This is a genomic window from Streptomyces sp. P17 (assembly GCF_032436805.1).
Taxonomy (GTDB): Bacteria; Actinomycetota; Actinomycetes; order Streptomycetales; family Streptomycetaceae; genus Streptomyces.
Window position 1 is genome coordinate 1 of sequence record NZ_JAVRBF010000475.1, and the last position, 346, is coordinate 346.

The following is a 346-nucleotide window of genomic DNA, read 5'->3' on the forward strand; positions in this document are numbered from 1 at the left end:
CGCTTGGCGGCGGCCTTAAAGCGCTTGTCGCCGCATTGGCAACAGTGTTTTCGCCGGTTGCCGTCCTGACGATTGCCCTTGTCGCGCTCGGCGCAGCGCTTATACAGGCCGTAAATTGGACGAAGCTTGCGCAGTGGGGGTTGAAAGCGCTCGCGGACGTGCTGCCGGTCTTGGCAATTGCTGCGGCTGCTGCCGGGGCGGCGCTGGCAATCGCTTTTGCTCCAGCCATTGCAACGGCGATATGGTCAATTGCTACGGCTATCACAGTCGGGCTGATGAATGCGATTTTAGCAATCGTGGCGACAATTGGAGCCGTCCCGATTTTGCTTGCTGGCGTCGTTGCAGG

The 346-nt window shown here is 59.8% G+C and carries 1 protein-coding gene; it reads left to right on the top strand.

Annotation, left to right across the window (positions count from 1 at the left end; all coding sequences use genetic code 11):
- A partial coding sequence (locus RMT89_RS41775) for a hypothetical protein (RefSeq protein WP_315888983.1) occupies positions 1 to 346 on the top strand: 346 nt, incomplete at both ends.